Origin of the sequence: Thioalkalivibrio sp. XN279 (genome assembly GCF_011089885.1) — a bacterium.
Classification (GTDB): domain Bacteria; phylum Pseudomonadota; class Gammaproteobacteria; order Steroidobacterales; family XN24; genus XN24.
Genome location: NZ_JAANBD010000028.1, coordinates 594720 through 610748, shown reverse-complemented (window position 1 = coordinate 610748; position 16029 = coordinate 594720). Strand labels below are relative to the sequence as shown.

The 16029-nt window shown below is 66.2% G+C and carries 18 protein-coding genes; 15 read left to right on the top strand and 3 right to left on the bottom strand.

What is annotated here, in order from left to right:
• Positions 1–38: 38 nt before the first annotated feature.
• The 6 genes from G8346_RS12450 (at position 39) to G8346_RS12425 (ending at position 6178) form a co-directional block, all read left to right on the top strand.
• On the top strand, positions 39–1502 hold the full coding sequence (locus tag G8346_RS12450; protein ID WP_166051697.1) for a S41 family peptidase: 1464 nt from the start codon (positions 39–41) through the stop codon (positions 1500–1502).
• Positions 1503–1515: 13 nt separating this feature from the next.
• On the top strand, positions 1516–2088 hold the full coding sequence (locus G8346_RS12445) for a GNAT family N-acetyltransferase (protein WP_240901444.1): 573 nt from the start codon (positions 1516–1518) through the stop codon (positions 2086–2088).
• Positions 2089–2091: 3 nt separating this feature from the next.
• A complete protein-coding gene (locus G8346_RS12440) occupies positions 2092–2772 on the top strand; it encodes a hypothetical protein (protein ID WP_166051693.1) in 681 nt (226 codons plus the stop codon).
• Positions 2769–3485: a DUF4386 domain-containing protein gene (locus tag G8346_RS12435; RefSeq protein WP_206202719.1), complete on the top strand. Its 717-nt coding sequence runs from the start codon at positions 2769–2771 to the stop codon at positions 3483–3485. The genes G8346_RS12440 and G8346_RS12435 overlap by 4 nt, the downstream gene beginning before the upstream one ends.
• A 129-nt stretch (positions 3486–3614) precedes the next feature.
• The gene (locus tag G8346_RS12430) at positions 3615–5756 is read left to right on the top strand and encodes an adenylate/guanylate cyclase domain-containing protein (protein ID WP_166051691.1); all 2142 of its coding nucleotides are present in this window, start codon (positions 3615–3617) and stop codon (positions 5754–5756) included.
• Positions 5757–5818: 62 nt separating this feature from the next.
• The gene (locus G8346_RS12425; RefSeq protein WP_166051688.1) at positions 5819–6178 is read left to right on the top strand and encodes a VOC family protein; all 360 of its coding nucleotides are present in this window, start codon (positions 5819–5821) and stop codon (positions 6176–6178) included.
• On the opposite strand, the gene G8346_RS12420 is transcribed toward G8346_RS12425, so the two are convergent.
• Both G8346_RS12420 and G8346_RS12415 read right to left on the bottom strand, forming a co-directional pair.
• Positions 6102–7067 carry a DMT family transporter gene (locus G8346_RS12420; protein ID WP_166051686.1) on the bottom strand — a complete coding sequence of 322 codons (966 nt, stop codon included), beginning with the start codon at positions 7065–7067 and terminating at the stop codon, positions 6102–6104. The two genes, G8346_RS12425 and G8346_RS12420, sit on opposite strands and share 77 nt — an antisense overlap.
• Before the next feature lie 33 nt (positions 7068–7100).
• Complete coding sequence (locus G8346_RS12415) at positions 7101–7493, bottom strand: hypothetical protein (RefSeq protein WP_166051684.1); 393 nt, start codon at positions 7491–7493, stop codon at positions 7101–7103.
• Positions 7494–7646: 153 nt separating this feature from the next.
• Between G8346_RS12415 and G8346_RS12410 the strand changes: the two genes are divergently transcribed.
• The 8 genes from G8346_RS12410 (at position 7647) to G8346_RS12375 (ending at position 11974) form a co-directional block, all read left to right on the top strand.
• A complete protein-coding gene (locus tag G8346_RS12410; protein ID WP_166051682.1) occupies positions 7647–7826 on the top strand; it encodes a hypothetical protein in 180 nt (59 codons plus the stop codon).
• 94 nt (positions 7827–7920) lie between these two features.
• A complete protein-coding gene (locus G8346_RS12405; protein WP_166051680.1) occupies positions 7921–8382 on the top strand; it encodes a cupin domain-containing protein in 462 nt (153 codons plus the stop codon).
• Between the two features lie 184 nt (positions 8383–8566).
• Positions 8567–9421 carry a class D beta-lactamase gene (locus tag G8346_RS12400; RefSeq protein ID WP_166051678.1) on the top strand — a complete coding sequence of 285 codons (855 nt, stop codon included), beginning with the start codon at positions 8567–8569 and terminating at the stop codon, positions 9419–9421.
• 6 nt (positions 9422–9427) lie between these two features.
• Positions 9428–10015, top strand: coding sequence for a cyclopropane-fatty-acyl-phospholipid synthase family protein (locus G8346_RS12395; protein ID WP_166051675.1), 588 nt, complete (start codon positions 9428–9430; stop codon positions 10013–10015).
• Positions 10012–10347 (top strand): hypothetical protein, encoded by a 336-nt coding sequence (locus G8346_RS12390; RefSeq protein WP_166051673.1) that lies wholly within the window; start codon positions 10012–10014, stop codon positions 10345–10347. Before G8346_RS12395 ends, G8346_RS12390 begins: the two co-directional genes overlap by 4 nt.
• On the top strand, positions 10344–10754 hold the full coding sequence (locus G8346_RS12385) for a gamma-glutamylcyclotransferase family protein (RefSeq protein ID WP_166051671.1): 411 nt from the start codon (positions 10344–10346) through the stop codon (positions 10752–10754). The genes G8346_RS12390 and G8346_RS12385 overlap by 4 nt, the downstream gene beginning before the upstream one ends.
• A 63-nt stretch (positions 10755–10817) precedes the next feature.
• Positions 10818–11450: a DUF2238 domain-containing protein gene (locus G8346_RS12380; RefSeq protein ID WP_370520628.1), complete on the top strand. Its 633-nt coding sequence runs from the start codon at positions 10818–10820 to the stop codon at positions 11448–11450.
• A gap of 74 nt (positions 11451–11524) precedes the next feature.
• Positions 11525–11974, top strand: a complete 450-nt coding sequence (locus G8346_RS12375) for a methylated-DNA--[protein]-cysteine S-methyltransferase (RefSeq protein ID WP_166051669.1) — start codon at positions 11525–11527, stop codon at positions 11972–11974.
• 14 nt (positions 11975–11988) lie between these two features.
• On the opposite strand, the gene G8346_RS12370 is transcribed toward G8346_RS12375, so the two are convergent.
• Positions 11989–12738, bottom strand: coding sequence for a helix-turn-helix domain-containing protein (locus tag G8346_RS12370; RefSeq protein WP_166051667.1), 750 nt, complete (start codon positions 12736–12738; stop codon positions 11989–11991).
• 379 nt (positions 12739–13117) lie between these two features.
• Here G8346_RS12370 and G8346_RS12365 point away from each other — a divergent pair, with 379 nt between their 5' ends.
• Complete coding sequence (locus G8346_RS12365; protein WP_166051665.1) at positions 13118–15964, top strand: cytochrome c peroxidase; 2847 nt, start codon at positions 13118–13120, stop codon at positions 15962–15964.
• Positions 15965–16029 lie beyond the last annotated feature (65 nt).

Genomic DNA, 16029 nt, shown 5'->3' with positions numbered 1-16029 from the left:
TGCTCCGCTTTGTTTCCGACCAGGCAGGCCTCTTCGATATGACTGCAACGCACAAACGGTTTCTGGCCGCTTTCTTCATCTTCTGTCTCGCCACGGCGATGCCGCGGGCCCTGGCCCAACCGGCCCAGGCGCCAGCAGGCAAGGTTTACCCGCAGGACGCAGTCCGTGCCGACTTCAAGTACCTCTACGAGACGCTCGCCGCAGCTCACTACGATCTCTACGCCTACCAGTCGCGTGACGCCTACGATCGCTACTACGAGGAGTTGTCGGCCGCCATCGATGGACCGATGAGCCGTCTCGAAGCGGTACGCCTGTTCACGCCATTCGTGACTTTCGGCAAAGTCGGGCATGCGAGAATCGATTTTCCCGTGCAGGACTACATTGCGTACGTCCTGTCCGGCGGCACGCTCCTGCCGCTCGATATTCGCGTCGAGGACGGACGCGTCCTGGTCGCCCACAATTACTCCGGCGTGGCCGCGCTCGCTCCCGGGACGGAACTGCTCGCGCTCAACGGGCGCCCTGCGACCGACTGGCTCGAGCGCATCGGCCGGCTGGTGTCTGCGGAGCGTCCGTACATGGCGCATGCCCAGCTGGAGAGCATGTTTCCGCGCCTCGCCTGGCTCGACATGGGCGAGGTCGATGCTTTCGAGATCGTCGTGCGCTCCCGCGCCGGGGACGAGGCGACGTTCATGGTGGACGCAGTGCCGGCGATGGAGCTCGAAGAGCACAAGGGCGCGCGCGAGAGGCAGCAGCACAGCCGCAAAGCGCACATGCTCCCGGACGGCATCGCCTACCTGCGTCCCGGTCCTTTCTATGCCACCGGGGAGAGCGAGTCGCTCGAGACGTTCAAGGCCTTTGTCGACGAGGCTTTCCAGCGATTCGACGCCGCCGGCGCCACGGACCTGGTGATCGACCTGCGCAACAATCCGGGCGGCGACAACAGCTTCAGTGATCCGATGATTGCCTGGTTCGCGGACGAGCCGTTCAGCTTCGCGTCGGAATTTATTGTGAAAGCCAGCGCGCGGACCCGGGAGGTCCTGGAGGGGCTGGCGGAGGAATATCCCGGCGGCATCTCGGCGCAGATGCTCAGGGCGATGACGCAGCACGAGGACGGCGCGAGGTTCTCTTTCGAGATTCCCAAGGCGGAGCGCCGGGACCCCGGCTTTTCCGGCCGGGTCTGGGCGCTGGTCAACCGCCGCAGCTACTCGAATGCAACCACCGTCGCGGCCATCATCCAGGACTACGGCTTCGGCACAATCCTCGGCGAGGAAACCGCCGACGTACCCACGAGTCATGCCTCGTCCGCACAATTCACCCTGCCGTCGACCGGAATCGTCGTAACCTACCCGAAGGCGTACTTCGTGCGGCCGAATGGGGACGAGGCGTTGCAGGGGGTCCGGCCGGACCACGCGCTGCGGTTCCCGACCGTCCCTGTGGAAGGGGACAAGGTGCTGCGTGAAGCGCTGGAGTTCATCGTGTCGCAGCGTGGCGGGCAGGATTGAGCCGAGAGTCGCGATGCCGCTACCCCGATTTTCCCAGGTCTCCACGCCCCGAACGACCCTCCGCGAGGTGAGCGGCGCGGACCTGCCGGACCTGCTCGAAATCAACGGCGACCCCGAGGTCACACGGTACCTGCCCTACGCGACCTGGGCGTCTGATTCAGACGCGACCGCGTGGCTCGAGCGGATGCAGGCGCTCGGCATGAGCGGCAACGCCAGGCAGTTGGTGATCGCCAGGAACGAAGACGACAAGGTCATCGGCACGGTCCTTTTGTTCAAGTACGACGAGGGCAGCAATCGCGTGGAACTCGGGTATGTCATCGGCCGCAGGCACTGGCGCCGGGGCTATGCCGCCGAGGCGCTGGGCGCACTGCTGGATTACCTGTTCGGCGCCATGGGGATACGCCGGGTCGAGGCTGAGGTGAATCCGGAGAACGCGGCCTCGAACGCCTTGTTGCGAAAGCTCGGGTTTACGCATGAAGGGTTCCTGCGCGAGCGTTGGGTCGCAAAAGGCGAGACTTACGGCGTGAATGTTTATGGCCTGCTTGCCGACGACCGTGTGCGCGGGCCTGACGGGGAAGAGGGTTAGCGCATGACGCCGCGCGCTTCGCATCCCGCTGCCGCCCCGCACGCTGACGCGGAAACTTCGTCGAGCTGGCTCATGGCGGTCGCAGGTGCGCTGGTGCCGCTGCTGTCACTGGCCTATGCACTCGTCCTTGTCGTGGGGCTCGCCACCCTGCCGACGCCCGCGCATCCCATCCACGATCCTTGGTTCACGCTCATGGAGCTGCTCATCCTGGCCATTGCACCGGCCATGGTCTTGTTCGGGGTGGCCCTGCACGGTTGCGTGGCTGCAGAGAACAGGCACGCCGCATTACTTTGCGTCATCTTCATGAGCCTGTGCGCCGTCGTCACGTGCAGCGTGCACTTTTCCATCCTGGTTCTCAGCCGGCAGCCGGAAATTGCTGCGGCCGAGTGGGCCCCACTGGTGTTCAGTTTCACCTGGCCGTCGCTCGCATACGCCCTGGACATCCTGGCGTGGGATTTCTTCTTCGCGCTGGCAGCGTTGTTTGCTGCGCTGGCGCTGAGGAATGAGACAGGCCATGAAATCGCCCGCCGGTTCCTGTTTGCCGCGGCTATCCTCGCCCTTATCGGGCTCGCCGGCGTCCCGTTGGAGAACATGAGCGTCCGCAATATCGGCATCATCGGCTACGTGGTGTTGTTCCCCGTCGCGACAGCGCTGGTGGCGCGGGCCCAAAGGAGCGCGCAATGATCCCGAATATGCAGGCGGGGATGTCGCCGCAACGCCTGGCAAGGACGGCCGGCCTGCTCTACCTGGTGATCATCGTGCTCGGGCTGACGGGCGAGCTGGTTGTCCGTGCCGGGATCATCGCGAGTGGTGACGCGGCGGCCACGGCGGCCAACATCCAGGCGTCCGCCAGCCTGTTCAGGCTGGGTTTTCTCGCAGATTCGCTGATGTTGTTGTGCGACATCGCGCTGGCGGTGCTGCTGTACGTCCTGTTGCGCCCGGTCAGCAAGACGCTCGCACTCATGGCCATGTGCTTCCGGCTGGTGCAGGCGGCGATCATCGGCGGCAACCTGCTGCACTACCATGCGGCCATCATCGCGCTCGGCAGTCCCGAGTACGCTGCGCTCTTTGGTGCTGAGCAGCTCAGCGCCGTCGCCGCCCTGTTCCTCGACCTTCACAGCCACGGCTACGATCTCGGCCTGCTGCCCTTCGGCCTCAGCTGCCTCCTGCTTGGTTACCTGGTCTATCGTTCCGGATTCCTGCCGCGCCTGCTCGGCGTCTTCCTCGGGGCGGCGGGAATCGTTTACCTCGTCGGCAGCTACACGCGCTTCCTGTTTCCGGCGCACGTCGAGGCCGTGATGCCGATCTACCTGGTCGCCATCGTGGCGGAGAGCGCCATGTGCCTGTGGCTGCTGTTCAGGGGGGTGGACGTGGCAGAGTGGCAAAGGCGGGCATGAGGGCGACCCGGCCGGCGTGCGCAACAGAATGAAGCTTTGCTGCGGCAGATGAGGCGACATGAAGCCTGATGCCGCTGGTGTACAGTGTGTCGTGCAGAGTATGCCTGTCCAGCTTGCAGGAGCCTTCGCTTGGCCGCCTCCACCCCGGTGATCCGCACGCTGCTGCTGTGTGACCTCGTTGCCAGCACGCAGCTCGTAGAACGCCTCGGTGATGCCAGGGCGGCGGAACTCTTGTCCCGCCACGACCGCGCCGCCCGCGACCTGCTGGCCGGATTCGATGGCCGCGAGATCGACAAGAGCGACGGCTTCCTGCTGCTGTTCGAGCGGCCCATCGAAGCGGTGCGCTTCGCCATTGCGTACCAGGACAAGCTCCGTGAACTGGGGGCGGGCTACGGCGCTCATGTCGTCGCCCGCGTCGGCATTCACGTCGGCGAGGTGGTGTTGCGCCAGAACGCGCCGGAGGACGTCGCGCGGGGCGCCAAGCCGCTCGAGGTGGAGGGGCTCGCCAAGGCCGCCGCAGCACGCGTCATGTCGCTGGCGGGGGACGGTCGCATCCTGCTCACGCGCTCCGCCTACGATCTTGCCCGCCGAGCCGCCGTGGGTATCGAAGAGTGCGCCGGGTTGCGCTGGGCCGAGCACGGACCCTATCGCCTCGCCGGCATCGAGGAGCCAATGGACGTGTGCGAGGTTGCCGCCCCCGGCGACACCGCGCTCACGCGGCCGGAGAGTTCCAAGAAAGCACGACGCGAGCAGGAGACGGCGGCGTCGGACGCAGCCTGCACCGAGCCCCTGCTGGCGGTGCTGGCCTTCGAGAACCTCTCCGCTGATCCGGAGATGGGCTTCTTCTCCGACGGCGTCAGCGAAGACATCATCCAGCGGCTCACGCGCGGAGCCCGGCTCAAGGTGATCGCACCCGCCACGAGTTTCCAGTTCCGCGGTGAGCGCAAGGCCGAGGCTGCCGGCGTGCTGCGCTGCACGCATGTGCTCGATGGCTCCATTCGCCGAGCAGGGTCCCGCGTGCGGGTCAGCGCGCACCTCACCGAGGCGAAGACGAACACCGTGCTCTGGTCGGACCGTTACGACCGCGGGCTGGAGGATATTTTCGCCGTCCAGGACGACATCACCGAAAGCATCGCGAAGGCGCTGGACCAGGCATTTTCGAGATTCACGCCGCGGAAGATCGACCCTGCGGTCTACGATCTCTACCTGCGGGCCAGTCCCAAGACTTATGCGCCGGACGAGTTTCGCCCCCTGGTCGCGCTGCTCGAAGTGGCCACGGAGCGCGCGCCCGACTTCGCCGAGGCGTGGGGGCGCCTCGTCTACCTGCGCTCCTGGCTGCACTTCTACATTCCTTTCGCGGAGCGTCCGGCGAATGCCGCGCGCATGGCGCACGACGCCGCCCGGGCGCTGGCGCTCGACCCCGAGGGCTCGTACGTCCGCATGGCGCAGGCCCTGGCGTTGCCCGCCTTTGGCAGCTTCCTCGAGTTCGACACGCTCATCGAGCGCATGCGGGCGGCCCCTGGCAACAGCGACACGCGCCGCTACCTGGGCTGGGGCCTCCGTGCCATGGGCCGCGTGCGCGAGGCGCTGGAGGAAACAGAGCGTTGCTTCCAGCTCGACCCGCTCAGCGTGATGTCCGCGAACATGGTCGGACTGGCCCGCATCGCTGCAGGCCGCTTCGACGAGGCGGTGCCCGTATTCGCCGATGTCGTCGAGCGTGCCCCGGGAATGAACTTCCCCTTTTCCAGCCTGCTTCGGGCTTACGCCTTCCAGCAGGACTGGGACGCCGTCGACCGCATGCTGGCCCTGGCCGAAAAGCGCCAGATGCACGAGTTCCGCGACGGCCTCAGTTTCATCCGTGCCAAGCGCGACCCGTCGCCCGAAAGAATCGCGGCCTGGTGGCGCGAGGTCGAGGACTTCTTGGGCAAGACCGGCAGCATTGACGTCGGCCGTCTGGTCTACTCCGCGCACCTCGGCCTGGTCGATGAGGCATACCAGGTTGCCGAGACTGCTGCGCTCGGGCCCACCGGAACGCCCTACGACATCATGGGTCCGGACGGCTACCGCCCGACGCTCATGTTCCAGGCAGGCATGCCCGAGCTGCGCAACGACCCGCGCTTCCCGCGGCTTTGCGCCCGCCTCGGTCTTGTCGAGCTGTGGCTGGCCAGGGGCAAGTGGCCGGATTGTGCCGATGAGGTTCCGTACGACTTCCGCGCCGCGTGCGAGGAAGTCCGTGACGTCCCGAAAGAGAAATTTGGCTTCGGGGCATGATCGATCGGAGAAGGCTGAGTCGCTCCGGCCCTTAGTTGCAATCAGTCCACGAGGACCCCGTCATGTCGACACCAGGCCATGTCCACCACGCCATCGACTACATCGAGTTCTGCGTCACTGACATGGCGCGGGCGAAGCAGTTCTATGCCGAGGCTTTCGGCTGGGAATTCAACGACTACGGCCCGGAATACGCCGGTATACGGAAACCGGGCGGCGAGGCAGGGGGCTTGCGCGCCGCGCCGGATGCAGTCACGGGCGGACCGCTGGTGATCCTCTATTCCAGGGATCTGGAGCGCTCCCTGGCGAGCGTCCGCGCCGCCGGCGGGCGGATCACCCTGGAGCCCTTCACTTTCCCCGGGGGCCGTCGCTTCCATTTCCTTGACCCGAGCGGGAATGAGCTCGCTGTCTGGGCGGAGCACTGACAACCCACGTCGCCAGCACGATCCCGCCTGCGATCAGGAGCGCCCCGGCGAGGTGAAACATGTGCAGGCGTTCACCGAGCAGGGCGACCGCGAGCAAGGCCCCGAAAGCGGGCATCAGGTGCAGGTAATGCCCTGTCCGGTTCGGCCCCAGCTCGTTCACGGCGCGATCCCAGAACACGTAGGCCAGCACTGAGGGAAATATCGCGACATAACCGATCGCAGCAAAGTTCGTTGCATTGAGCGCGAAGCCCTGTCCGCCGGCGAGCTCCCAGGCATACAGCCCGGCCAGGGGCACGAGCCCGAGCGCGACGAGCGCGGTGAGAAACACCTCGGGCGCCAGGTCGGCGGGCCGCCAGCGCAGCAGGACGGAATACAGTGCCCAGTCGACGGCGGCCACGAGGATCCATATGTCGCCACGGTTCAGGGTCAGCGCAGCGAGTCGTTGCGGGGCGCCCTCAGTGGCGATGAGGACGACGCCGAACAGCGAGAGGAATATGCCGACCAGCTGTCGCGCGCGCACCTTCGTGCCGAGCATGAGGAATGACACCCCGACAATGAGCACGGGCGTCGCAGAGCTGAGCAGCACACCGTTGGTGGCCGTGGTGTGCTGCAGCCCGAGGTAAGCGAAGGTGTTGAAGTTCGTGATGCCCAGCAGGGCCAGCAGGCTCAGCACCACCCAGTGCCGGCGCAGGGCGTCGCGATGCTGCCAAAGGCGGTGCCAGGTGAAGGGCAACAGGATCGCGAGCGCCCCGACCCAGCGCCAGAAGGACAGGGCGATCGGCGGGATGTCTTCGTGCAGCGCCCGCGCGAGCACGAAGTTGCCCGACCAGAACAGCGGCGGCAGCGCCGCCAGCAGGCCGATCGGCAGCCACGCACCCGCGCGCTTCACGCTGGAGTAAAGGACGTTCAGACGGCGCTGGCTTCAGCTCGCCTTGTCGAACAGCTTCGAGGCGGCATCGGGCAGGCGATGCTTGAGCCAGTCGAAATCGAGTTTCGCCGGGTTGTCGATGTATTCCTGCGGGTTGTCGGCCACCGACTCCAGGTAGTCGCGCGAGACCTTCCACTCGGTGTCGTGCTCGGATTTGCCGCGGGACAGGATCTCGAACTTCTCGTTCAGATAGCGGATGGTGAAATAGTCGAACGGCTTTTCCGGGTCCTCCGCATAGATTGCGACGCCGGCCTTGTGGCCGTCGAGGAACTTGTCCGCGGCAGCGACCAGGGCCTTGAAGAAGCCGGACTCCCGGTTTTTCTCCAAGGAGCGATTGGTGACGTCCAGTGCGGCGGTGAAAAGTTCGTAAATGTCGCGGTCTGCCATGTCTTGCTCCTTCCCGGTCTGGCGCCGGGGCTTGCGTTCGGGGTCGCCGCCCCAGCGGCAACCCATGTCCTTTAAAGTCTAGTAGTCGAGACTGATCCTGCCACCGGCGTCGGCCGCCAGGCCGCCTGCGCGGGTCGTATGATCGGCGTGTCCATGCTTGATACGAACCAGATCGATACGCGTTACGCGAAGAGTGGTGAGCTGAACATCGCCTACCAGGTGTTCGGCGCCTGCGAGCGCGATATCGTGCTCATCCCCGGCTGGGCGGACCTGGGCGTGCGCGCGCTCAAAGGCGTGCCGGACCAGTGGCGGCTGTCACGGGCGGTTCCCTGACCAGCGGCGCCGGGCACGGCTGCAGCATTCCTGTGGCATCCAGGGCTTTGTGCTATATCCAGGGGCGTTTGCAAAACAAAATGGAGAGTGTCCTATGTGCCTGCACAAACAGGCTGCAGCATTGCTGGGACTGCTATGCTGCGGCGGAATAATCGCGGCGGGTGCGTCGGCCGGCGAAGCGCCCGTCGAACTGCACTTCGCTGACCCCGCGCTGGAGTGGGGGCCGTGCCCCGAGTTCATGCCGGCAGGCTGCGCCATCGCCGTGCTGCACGGGGACCCGGCGCGGGAGAACGCCGACATCTTTTTCAAGGTGCCGGCAGGTGTGATGGTGCCGCGCCACTCGCACACCTCGGCGGAGCGCATGGTGCTGGTTTCAGGTGAGCTGCGCGTGACCTATGACGGGCACGACGCGGTCGTGATGACGCCGGGCAGCTATGCCTACGGTCCGCCGCAGTTGCCGCATGACGCATTCTGTTCCGGCCCGCAGGCCTGTGTGCTTGCCATCGCCTTCGAGCAACCGGTTGACGCGTTCCTGCAAGAGGCCGGCGAGAGGTAAAGCCCGGTGCGCCTGCGGCGGCATCTCTGGTCGCAACGGGCCGAGCCCGGCGAGGACCCGCTGGACGTCGGCGCGCGCCCGGCAGCTGGTACGTGAATGCGGTTGCCGCCGTGGCACGGAGGCCGGTAGTGTCGTTCCCGGGCTGTCACCACGCCGGGGACTGGATTCTCATGCGCAAGCCGGCATGCGCGCCCTGAGGCTGGTCGTCCTGGTGGCACCGCTCGCTTGTGGCGCGGCCTGTGGCGCTGCAGCTCCACAGGCCGGGGTCACGGTCATCGCCGACCCCGGCGTCACAGCGGAGCTCGACGGCCGCGAAGCGATCTTTTACGCCATCGACCTGGCGGATGGTCGCCACTATGCCTGGGCGCTGGAGCGCGCCGACGAGCCCCACACGCCCTACTCCACCTTCAAGATTCCCAACCTGCTCATCGCGCTCGAAACCGGCGTCGCGGGCTCGGTCGACGACCTGCGACAGCGTGATCCCGAACGTCGCCCGGCAGAGCCGTGGTGGTCGGAGGCCTGGCGCGAGGACCAGACGCTCGCACAGGCTTTCCGTCGTTCTACGGTCTGGTACTTCCGGGACTTGGCGCTCGAAGTCGGCGGCCCGCGCTATCGCGAGATGCTCCGGGCTTTCGACTACGGCAACGCCATGGCGCCCGATGACAACGACACCCTCTGGCTCATCGGGCCGCTGGCGATCTCGCCGCGCGAGCAGGCCGAGTTTATCGTCCGCCTCGTGCAGGGCGAGCTGCCGCTCAGGCCGGAGAACGTGATGGCGCTCGAGGAGGTCAGCCTGCTCGAGGCGCGAGACGGCTGCCGCCTGCACGGCAAGACCGGCTCGGGCCCGGTGGACGGCGGCGACATGGACGGCCCGTTTGAGGGTTGGCTGGTGGGCTGGGTAGACTGCGCGGGCACGGCGCCGGTCGCATACGCGCTTTTCGTGCGCGGCCCGAGCTATGCTTCCATCGCGCAGTTTCGCGGCGGGATGGCGCGAAGCTTTCTGCGCCGTGTCGGGGCCTGGCCCGACGCAAGCGAGTGAGACGTTATGTGGGACGAGAAATACAGCGCTGAGCACTACGTTTACGGCAAGGAGCCGAACCGCTTCCTCGCGGATTACGCCGTGGAGCTGCCGCCCGGCGACATCCTCTGCCTGGCCGAGGGCGAGGGGCGCAATGCGGTGTATCTCGCCGGCCTGGGGTTCAATGTCACGGCGGTCGACCAGTCGCCCGTAGGCATGGACAAGGCACAGCGGCTTGCTGCAGAGAAAGGCGTCGAAATACACACGATTTGCGCCGATCTCGCAGACTACGACTTCGGCACGGCGCGTTGGGACGGCATCGTCTCGATCTTCGGCCACGTAGCGCCGGCCGTGCGGCACAAGGTCTACGCCGAGTTGCACAAGGCGCTCAAGCCGGGCGGCATCCTGCTGCTGGAGGCCTATACCCCGGACCAGCTGGGCCGCGGCACGGGCGGGCCACGATCCGCGGACCTGCTCCTGACCGCGGACATCCTGCGCGCGGAGATCCCGGGCCTCGACTTTCTTCACCTCGAGGAGCTCGAGCGCGAGGTCATCGAGGGCACCGGCCATAGCGGCCTCTCCGCCGTCGTCCAGCTGGTCGCGCGCAAGCCATGAGCCGTCGGGTGCCGGGGCATCGATTCGAGTACGGCCCCCTGGCCCGGGGGTCATTCATCGCCCTGGTCTGCCTGCTGCCGGTGACGGCGGTGGTCTCGTCTTACTGGCTCGCCTGGCACGTCCTGCTGGTGCTGTTCCTCGGCATTGGTCTGCGCCCGCTGCTGGAATGGACCGGTCTGTATACGGTATACGCTCGCCTGGCCGCCGACTGGCAGGAGCGCTGGAATCGGGATTTCACCGAGCAACGGCGGCGCGAGATCGAGCGCAAGCAGCGCCGGGCCCGCTACAAGCGCTTCGGGCCGGAAGATCCGCGTTTGCCGAAGAAGTGGTGAGCGCGCCAAGGCTTTTCGTGTACGGCTCGCTGCGGCGGGACGCGCCCGGCAGCCGCCACGAACTGCTGGGTGAGGGCGCGGAGTTTCTCGGCCGTGGCCGGGTCCGCGGACGGCTGCTGGATCTCGGCGCCTACCCGGGCCTCGTGGCCGCGGTGACGCAGGACGAATGGGTGCGCGGCGAACTGCATGCTATCCGCGGACGGCGCGCACTCGCGCGCCTCGACGCCTACGAGGATTACGACCCGCGCCGGCCCGAACGGTCGCTGTTCCTGCGACGCGAGACGAACGTGGCGCTCGATTCGGGGGAAGTGGTTTCCGCCTGGGTATATATCTACGCCGGGGCTGTCGCGCTTGGACGCCGTATCGCTTCGGGTGATTACCTCGACAGCCGCTACCCCGCACGCTGACGCGCGCTTCCCGCGCCCCCGCCGTGCTGCCAGAATGACGGGACGTATTCGCGGGGGAGCATTGTGACCGTCGACCGCCTGAAACTCGTCCTGGCGCTGGCGTTCATCGTCGCCGTTGCACTGGTGGCCTCCGGGATCGCGCCGCGCGACCGCGTGACCTGGTGGATGGAGGTGGCGCCGGTGCTGATCGCGGCGCCCATCCTGGTCGCGACCTATCGCCGTTACCCGCTCACGCACCTGCTCTACATCCTGATCGCCCTGCACGCGCTGGTGCTGATCTACGGCGGCGCCTACACCTACGCCCATGTGCCGCTCGGCTTCTGGCTGCAGGACGTGCTCGGCACGGTGCGCAATCCCTACGACAAGATCGGCCACTTCATGCAGGGCTTCGTGCCGGTGCTGATCGCCCGCGAGATCCTGCTGCGCGGCGCCTACGTGAACGGGCGCGCCATGCTCCACTTTCTCTGCGTCTGCATAGCGCTGGCGGTCAGCGCTTTCTACGAGCTGATCGAGTGGTGGGCCGGCCTTGCCATGGGCCAGGGCGCCCACGAGTTCCTCGGCACCCAGGGCGATTCCTGGGATACCCAGTCGGACATGTTTTTCGCGCTCATCGGCGCTGTCGTTGCCCTGGTGCTGTTGGCCCGCCTGCATGACCGCCAGCTCCGCGCCATGGGCGTGTTGAAGGAGTCGAAATGACCGCGAGGAAGCGCCCCGCCGATCGTATTTTGTATACCAAAGCGTCCACAGCCCTTGGCAACCTTGGGATCGCGGTGTCCCCAAAAGGCATCTGCGCTGTCCACTTCCGCTGGGACGAGGTCGCGCTTAAGAGTGACCTGGGGCGTCGTTTCCCCGGCGCCGAGCTGGTGCGCGACGATGCCGGGACGGCGGCGGCCGTGGCGGCGCTGCGGGACTGGATCGACCGGCCGCAGGCCGCTCCGGGGCCGCGGCTCGACCTGGTCGGGACCGACTTCCAGCGTGCCGTCTGGCGAGCCATCGCACGCATTCCGGCCGGCAAGGTGATCTCCTACGCCGAGCTCGCACGCCAGGCGGGCCGACCGCGCGCCATCCGCGCGGCGGCCCAGGCCTGCGGCGCCAACCCCGTCCCACTGCTGGTGCCCTGTCACCGGGTGGTCGCCAGCGACGGCGGCCTCGGCGGTTTCGGCGGCGGGCTGCCACTGAAACGCAAGCTCCTTGCCCGCGAAGGCGTCCGGCTGGCCTGAGCCCGGGAAAGTCGTCAGTCGGAATCCTCGGCTGGAGGCCCCGACCTGAAGCGGGCCCTGTAACAACTCGGGCTCTCGCCACAATGCTGCCGGAACGTGCGGCAGAAATACGCGCTTTCATGAAAGCCGCTCCGCTCCGCGATCTCCGCTATCGGCAGGTCGGTTGCGACCAGGAGCTTCCTGGCATGGGCGATCCGCTCCGCCACGACAAAGCTCTTCAGCTTGCCGCCCAGCTGCTTCTTGGCAACGTTGTTGCACTCGTTACGCGAGCAACCGCAAGCCGCGGCGATGTCGTCCATGGCGATGTCGTCCTGCAGGTGCCGGCCGACATAATTACGGATCTGCGCCGCGATGCGCTCCGGTCGCGAATTGGTCGCTGTGCCTCCGACCGGCTCCCCGTTTTTTGCGTCATGGCTCCGCCCCATGAGCGCTTCCCGGCGCGACAGGCCGGCGCGCCGCAGCCGCTGGAGCTCACCGAGTTCCCTCCACACGCGGACCACGTCAGCGGCATCCAGGGGCTTCGCAAGCACGTCCCGGATGCCGCCGCGGAGCGCCCAGAGCAGCAATGTCGGGTGCACTTTGCTGGTGAGCAGGACCAGCGGAATCGATGCGGCCGCGCGCTTGAACTCTGCCACCGGGTCGTAGCAGGGCGCGGCATCGAGATCGAAGACGGCGGCCGCGACCCGCTTGACGTCCAGCCGCCCGAGAGCGCGTAGAGAAGCGGAGATATGCAGGATCTCCGCATGGCCCGAGAAGGCGTCCATCGAGGAGCGGTCGGTGGCCCCCCAATCTATCCACAGGATGCAGGGCTGTGCCCCTGGCCCAGCCGTTTGTGTAACGGTTTCCATGCTTGCCGATCCGTGCGCATGTCGCGCGTGCCGAAAGTCCCCAATCCGGTCTCCTTTCCTCTAACGCGTCAAAACGGCGCTCAAACCGACAAATTTCTCTGCCTGGCATCGAATTTGTGCAATCCGGGGCTGAATTCTTCATACCAGCGGCCGCCCAGGACGGACTAGCTTCGACGGTCCTTGCGAAAGATTCGCGGGATACGGCCGGCGCCCGCGTCCAGGTGTCGCACCAGGACCGGGGTCCGTGCCACGGCGACACCAGTCGCACATACGGAAGATTGGGGGGAATCACCAAATGTGGAAGAAGACAAAAGAGGCCTTATTTACTCTCGGCCGCGGCGGGCCACTGACCTTGTGCGCCGCCGCGCTTGTTCTCATGGCGGGACACGGCCAGGCCTACGGCCAGGCGGCACCCCGGGGCGGTGGCGGAGGCGCAGCGGTGGGCAACGCGATCAACCCGGACGTGTTCCCGCTCAGCCTGACGGCAGTGCCTGATATCAATGTGCTGGGGCTGCTCGACAAGACCGGGACCAATGCAACCGCCTGGCCTTGGCAGCCGATCACGCAGACCGGGCAGCAAACGGCCTTGCAGGCCCTCGGCAAGGCGCTGTTCTGGGACATGCAGGTAGGCGGCGACGGTATCCAGGCCTGCGCGACCTGCCATTACCATGCCGGCGCCGATCACCGGAAGGTGAACCAGATGAGCCCCGGCCTGCGGGGCGGCGACAACGTCCATGACTTTATCGGCACCAACGGCTTTATCGGCGCCAACCAGGTGCTCACGACCGGCGATTTCGCCGGCGGGCCGGACAATCCGGGTCGCGGCTTGCCCACCAGCGAAGCTGCCTTGATCGCCGTTAACTCGATTGGCGACGCGCCCGACGGCACACCCGGCAGCGTGGTTAAGGCCGACTCGACACTCGACGTGAACGACGTGGTTTCCTCCCAGGGCATCCGGGCGGGCACGCATGACGGCGTCAGCGCCAACCGTGTGGATACGGCCACGTTGCACGATAACGACAACGCCCAGGGGTTCACGCATGACTTCACCACGAATGCGCCCGGCGTGCCCGACACGGTCCGCCGGGTCGAGCCGCGCAACGCGCCGACCGTGCTGAATGCGGTCTACAACCATCGCAATTTCTGGGACGGGCGCGCCGATTCCTTCTTCAACGGCCGCAACCCGGCCGGCTTCCGTGATCCGGATGCCCGGGTGAAGGTGGTGGATGGCGATGGAATCGGCGATGAGCTGCTGATGCTGCCTTTCTCGTCGCTGGCCTCCCAGGCCGTCGGGCCGACGGGCAGCGAGTTCGAGATGGTGTTCGAGTTCCGCACGGCCGACCTCGGCAAGAAGCTCGAGAATGCGCAGCCGCTGCGCGGCCAGTTGATCGACCCAAACGATTCGTTGCTTGGGACTGGGGCGCCGCCTGGGTTCGAGATAGACGCAACCTATGGGCGTGGGCTGATCGGAACCTACGGCGAGAGGATCAAGGACATCTTTGACGATCGGTTCTGGAACAGCGCGCTATGCCTCGATGAGGGGGGTGAAGTGGTCGATTGCCAGATCGCAAATCCCGCCGCTGGCTTGCCTGATTCTGAAGGCGTTTGCGTCGATAGCACCGGCCTAACCGTTGACTGCCAGATCGACAACCCGGCAGGTTACTCGCTGCTCGCCTACAACTTCCCGTTGTTCTTCGGTCTGGCCGTCCAGGCCTACGAGGCGACGCTGTTCACCGAGGAAACCATCGTCGACCTGATCGGCGGCGGCATTGCCACGGGCACCCTCACGAACGGCGCTGGCCGACAGTTGCGGACTTTCGTCGTCGATGGCCAGCCGCTCGAGGCCTGCATCGTCGCGCTCGCCCTCAACAACAGGGCGGCAGCGCAGGCCGACGCCGAGCAGATCTGCGCGGCCCACTACGCGAAGTTCATTCATCCCAAAGCGCATTCCGGCACGGAATCAAACTTGGCGTTGTTCCCGGTGCCGGCAGGCGCTCCGATCGGCGGCTGCATCAGACCCACCGATCCCTTCACCTGTGAGACCAGCCCCAACGAGGCCAATGGCATCGCCACGATCCTGAACGTCGAACGTGGCCTCGGCCGCTGGTTCGCGGGCGCGACAGCCTGCTCGGTCTGCCATTTCAACCCGGAGTTCAACGGTGCCACGGTGCAGAACATCACTGGCTGGGGCGCCGGCCCGGTTGGGGTGCTGCCCCCGGGACAGGTCGCGCGCGAAGTCGAGCAGCCGGTGGTGGCCGAACGCATGATCACGTTCAACGGCCAGCCCGCGGTCTACGACGCGGGTTTCTACAATATCGGCGTGCGTCCGACGCCGGAAGATATCGCCCTCGGCGCAGACCAGGGCGGGGTGCCGTTGTCCTTGTCCAAGCTGATGGAGATCTTTGTCGGGGGCGACGCGACCGGTTATGACATTGAAAAGATCAACACCATCCAGGGATGGCTGACGGCCGGCAATGTCCTGATGATTCCGTTCTCGCCGACCGACCTGACGCCGGTCCCGTGGGAGCTGAACATCGCCTGTGGCGCCGGCCTCAACAACCCGAACGCCAACAATAATCCGGGCCCGCAGTGCGTCCCGCAGATGGTTCGCGGGGAGCGCTTGCTCCGCAACGGGGCCTTCAAGGCCCAGGGTCTGCGCAACGCGTTCTTCACGGGGCCGTACCTGCACAACGGGTCGAAGATGAACCTGCGGCAGGTGCTGGAGTTCTACAAGACCGCCGGCGACTTCCAGAATCTCAATTTCCACAACCTCGACGCCGGCATGAGGATTTTCGACCTCGGCCCGACGGACGAGGCTTCCGTGGTGGAGCTGATGGAAATCGGTCTGACCGACTGGCGCGTGGCTTACGAGGAGGGCAAGTTCGACCATCCGGAGCTGTGCATACCCAACGGTCACGACGACGTGACGGGCGAGACGATCCTTGTTGGCCTGCCGGCTGTCGGTAATGGCGGCAATGCCCGCCGGCTGCAGACCTTCGAGGAGCATCTGACCGGGTCAGACCATGAGCACGACCTCACCGATGCCTGCACGGTATTCGACCTGCTGGAAGGTGACGTTGTGCTGAATGGTAAGTCGGTCATCGACGTGCCGCCGGCCCCGCCGGAGACGACCACGCCCTGAGGGCGGCGCTTACTGTTAACTGTCTAACCTTTGTCCCGCGGGCCACTCGGCCCGCGGGACTTTTC